Origin of the sequence: Campylobacter sp. CH278 (assembly GCF_004378845.1) — a bacterium.
Classification (GTDB): domain Bacteria; phylum Campylobacterota; class Campylobacteria; order Campylobacterales; family Campylobacteraceae; genus Campylobacter_D; species Campylobacter_D jejuni.
This window is the reverse complement of record NZ_RYXZ01000013.1, coordinates 1-4,527: the sequence shown is the minus strand read 5'-3', so window position 1 is coordinate 4,527 and position 4,527 is coordinate 1. Positions and strand designations below refer to the sequence as shown.

Genomic DNA, 4,527 nt, shown 5'->3' with positions numbered 1-4,527 from the left:
ACAATAGAAACTTTTGGAGTATTATAATTCATCATTTCATCCTTGCTTATTTTTTAACTCATTTTTACAAAATAATACTTTATAATTTAATACTTCAACAAAATATTAAAACCTAAAATTCTAGCCCATTGTAAATCTTTACCACATTCAATAACATTTGGATTTCCAACTAATGATAATAAAGGTATATCGCTTACACAATCACTATACGCATAAGAATTTTTTAAATCAAATTGTTTTAAGTTAAATTTTTGAGCTAATTTGTAAAGTTTTCTTTCTTGCATGGTATGAATTCCATCTATATTTCCAGTTAATTTATTCTTATAAATTTCAAGATCTACGGCCACAATATTCTCAATATTATAAATTCTAGCAAATTCTTTAATATAAATCGTAAGACCACCTGATACTATAACGATTGTGTGGCCTTCATCTTGATGCCAAAAAAGTCTATCCATAACATTTTGATTAAGATTTGCCATCACATCAGTATAAACAAACTCTTGAGCAATTTCTTCTGCCAAATCAACATCGAGATCAATTAACCATTCATAACGAGGATAAGGAAGGTTTTCTCTTTGAAACCTTTCTCTTCTTGCTAAATTTTTACTTTGCGTATAATTAATATTTTTAGATCCAGCTAAAGGCAAATATCTATCAAGCGTTTGAAAATTAGTTAAAGTTTCACAAAAATCAAATAAGGCCAAAATTTCCTTAGACATATTTTATTCCTTAAAAACATCACAAATTGATTTTAATACCATATCATTCTCCTCTAAAGTTCGACTTGCAATTCTAATAAATTCTCCTTCTAAACCTATCTTATCATTGCAAGTTCTCATATAAATACCATATTTAATCAGCATTTTAGCAACAAAATCTGTACTAGAACTACCATCCAAAAGCTCCACAAGAGCAAAATTAGCCATACTAGGATAAACCTTAAATTGTTTAATTCCACTTAACTTTCTAAAAAAAGTCTGAGTTTCTTGTATATATTCCCTTCTAACCTTGTCATATTCATCAAAAAAGTTTTTTCTTACATATAATCTTAAAAAATATTCACTAAGTCCCGAAGAATTCCACAAATATCCATTTTTCAATAAACCTCTTATCTTATCTTCTGACATAATTGCATAACCTATTCTAATCCCTGCTACGCCAAAATCTTTAGACATACTTTTGATAATAATAGTATTATGAAATTCTTTAAAAAGATACTCAATATTAATCCCATTATAATCCTTATTTTCATAAGCAAAATGAATAAAGGACTCATCAATAATAATATTTTTAACATATTTCAATTCACTTAAAATGTATCTTAATTTCTCATAGTTAATATATCCTCCATCCGGATTATTAGGATTTATTAAAACTACACTATCTGGATTTTCATTTTTAACAAAGTTAAGATAGTGTTCTATATTCAAGTTATAATTATCTTCTTTAGAAAGTTGATAATAAACAACATTTGTTTCAGACTTAGCAAATTAAAAAGTAGGAATATTAACAATGATCTTTTTACCTACAAAATTATGCATTACAGCTTGAATAATCTCTATAGCACCATTTCCAATAAAAACATTTTTAGGATCAATTCCTATAAAATCTGCAACAGTTTTGGCAATTATATTATTTTGAGAAGGATAAAATTCCAAAACTGACCTTAGTTTTTGACCATCTATTAACTCCTCTTTTAAATATCTTAAAAAAGAGCTGTCGCATAGGGATTAGATAAAAAACAAGAATCAATTTTTATATTTAATTCCGGTATTTGCTCAGCCATGGTAAAAATACTCGGACTATGACTACCAGAAGCATTTTTCAAATCTTTTATCTTTTGCGTAATATTTTTTTCATAATCATTAAGTTTTATCAACATCAAATCCTTGAAGAATACAAAAGTAAAAATAATTCTTACTATAATTGCATCAAACAAGGTGAAAACCTCCTTGTTTTTTAGCAAATTCTTGTATTTTTTCAGCAACATAACTCATTTGATTTCTTGTACCTATACTAATACGACAATTTTTAGAAATAAGATGAGAATAGTTGCGAATAAAAATACCCTCTTTTTCCAAAAACCCTACAAAAAGAGATATATTCTCATTTTGAATCAAAACGAAATTTGCTACAGAATCATTGAATATCCCCCCCCCGCCAGTAGTTAAGGTATTCAAAAATTTCACAAATTCCATCCTAGCACAACTCACTTCATCTACATAATCTCTCATATATTGTAAATCCTCCAATGCTGCATTAGCTGCAATTTGAGATAGCATAGGAACACTTTTTGGATTTCTTAATTTATTTATTGATTCTATATTTTCTGGATGTGAAATTATATATCCTATCCTAAAACTCGCCAATGCAAAAGCCTTAGAAAATGTTCGAGTTATAATTAAATTATTACATTGTTCAACCAAATCACATACACTCTGGCTAGTAAATTCATAATAGGCTTCATCAATAATAAACATTACATTAGGATTATTAATAATTAGAGACTTAATTTTTTGAATATTATAAGATTTCCCGGTTGGATTATTCGGATTACATAAATATAAAAGTTTTATTCTCTTTTCATGTATAAAATATTCTAAACTATCAAAATCTAAATTAAAATTATCATCAAGTGTAAATGAAATAGTTTCAATACCTACCCCATTAGCTCTAGATCTAAAATTATCATAAGTAGGGGAAACAATTCCGATTTTATCACATTTATCTAAAAACACATCGATGATGCATTCATGAGCAGAATCGGATCCTTCAAACAACTCAACAAAAGAACTATTTATCTGTTTGGTATATTCTGCTATTTTATCCAATAAATATAAATTTTTTGTATTCGGATACCAGTTTAAATTTCCATTAACTAAAAATTTTTTAATGCTTTCTATAACATAAGGAGATGGCGGAATCGTAGCCTCATTCCAATCAAGTTTCAAAATATTTGATTGACTCGAATTCCATATTTTGTGTGGAATAGATAAATAAGGAGTAAGTTTTTGAATATTTTTATTTGCTTGCATTATCCAACCTTTTCAAACGCCACAAATCCCCCAATTTCTTATCCCACTCTTTAGGAATAACTTTTTCACCAGCTGCACCATGAGTAAAAGTTAATTCCCCAATATAAATTTTCTTATCAAACTGATATAAATCGACTCTAACATAATCAAAAGGTTTTGCAAGAATCAAAGAAATATTTATCATAGAATCCAAAAGATTAGGTTTTTTAGGAATCATTGTAACATTTTTATTATCATACATAAAATTAAAAGGTGCTAAATTCCATGATAAATCAAACATAGCCCTTTGATAATTATCAAATCTGTCTGTTGTAACTTGTATAAAATTGTTAGATAAATTTTCTTTGTCAAAAATATGAAATTTATATGTATCTGCTGGTTTCTTATTTTCTCCCAACAATAATTCTTCTGCAAAGACTCTAGGCTCTATATCCTTATAATGCCATTCTCTAAATACACTATAATAATTCCATTCCAAATGTTTTTTTAATTTTTTCATAGCATTTGAAAAAACAACAGTATCTCGTAAAAATTCTTGTTTATTTTCAACTATAACATAACCTCCACAATCATGATTAGTTTTTAAAACAAAAGAATTAGGTAATTCGTTGAAATTAATATCATATATATTTTTATATATCCCATATATTTTTGGAAGATATTTGCATTTATTGGTTTCAAAAATTTTATCTTGTAAATCGTCTATATTATTAAATAAAATAGATTTTTCATTTAATATATCGATTTTATCCCAACTATATTCATGATTATCAGACAAAGCGCTAGCTACATAAAATCTCATCTTAATTTTATCTGCAAGAAAAGAATATATACAACTTCTATCATATAAAATTCTATATATTAATTTTTCATTAAATGTAACAGGACATTTAAAGTCTGGAGTATAATCAAAAATTTGTTTATGTCTATTTAATAAAAAGTCATAATCACTTAATTCCTTAATATTTTTTTTTGAGCTACTTATATCTTTTTTATATTGCTTATATATTTTTTTAATTTTAAAAATAAATAAAATAGGATTATTGATAAAAGATTTTCCTAAAATATAACTTAAATGTTTTTTAGTTTTCAATGCCTGTTCATAATCAGAATATTCCTCTAGAGGGGGAAGCTGTAAATTTGGATAAAATTTAATTGTAGTTTTATAAATTTTTTGTTCAAATTTAAATTGTTTAATCTCCAAAAACAATTTAAATGGAAATTTCAAGATTTGTACTGGATTTTTAAGATCAATCAAAAGTTTACCTATTCTATAAGATAATTGCCATTTAATCCTTTCAGAGGCACCAAAATATAACTTACCAAACATATCATTACAATACCCCATATAGAGAAAATAATAATTTTCTGGGTTTTCAACTATAGAATAAATTATTTTCATATCACCATCCCCGAATAAATTCTCATCAAGCTCTTTATCTTTTAAAATCTTGCGAAAATCTTGCGAAAATCTTTTTAAAAAATCCAA

Annotated in this window: 3 protein-coding genes and 1 pseudogene; all 4 read right to left on the bottom strand. The window is 26.2% G+C overall.

Going from position 1 to position 4,527, the window contains the following annotated elements; translation table 11 throughout:
- Positions 1 to 86: 86 nt before the first annotated feature.
- Entirely contained in the window at positions 87 to 722 is a 636-nt protein-coding gene (locus ELQ04_RS08415) for an HAD-IB family hydrolase (protein ID WP_002857947.1), read from the bottom strand.
- Positions 723 to 725: 3 nt separating this feature from the next.
- Positions 726 to 1,885, bottom strand: a pseudogene (locus tag ELQ04_RS08410) (L-serine phosphate decarboxylase).
- 49 nt (positions 1,886 to 1,934) lie between these two features.
- A complete protein-coding gene (locus tag ELQ04_RS08405) occupies positions 1,935 to 3,038 on the bottom strand; it encodes a dihydroxyacetone phosphate transaminase (RefSeq protein WP_002858082.1) in 1,104 nt (367 codons plus the stop codon).
- Positions 3,025 to 4,527, bottom strand: a 1,503-nt coding sequence (locus tag ELQ04_RS08925) for an ATP-grasp fold amidoligase family protein (RefSeq protein WP_267254644.1), incomplete at its 5' end; no start/stop codon positions are given. The genes ELQ04_RS08405 and ELQ04_RS08925, both read right to left, overlap by 14 nt.

What these genes read in the sequence shown, in the direction of transcription:
- ELQ04_RS08415 (WP_002857947.1), bottom strand. Translation starts at nt 722, where the DNA reads ATGTCTAAGGAAATTTTGGCCTTATTTGATTTTTGTGAAACTTTAACT.
- ELQ04_RS08405 (WP_002858082.1), bottom strand. Translation starts at nt 3,038, where the DNA reads ATGCAAGCAAATAAAAATATTCAAAAACTTACTCCTTATTTATCTATT.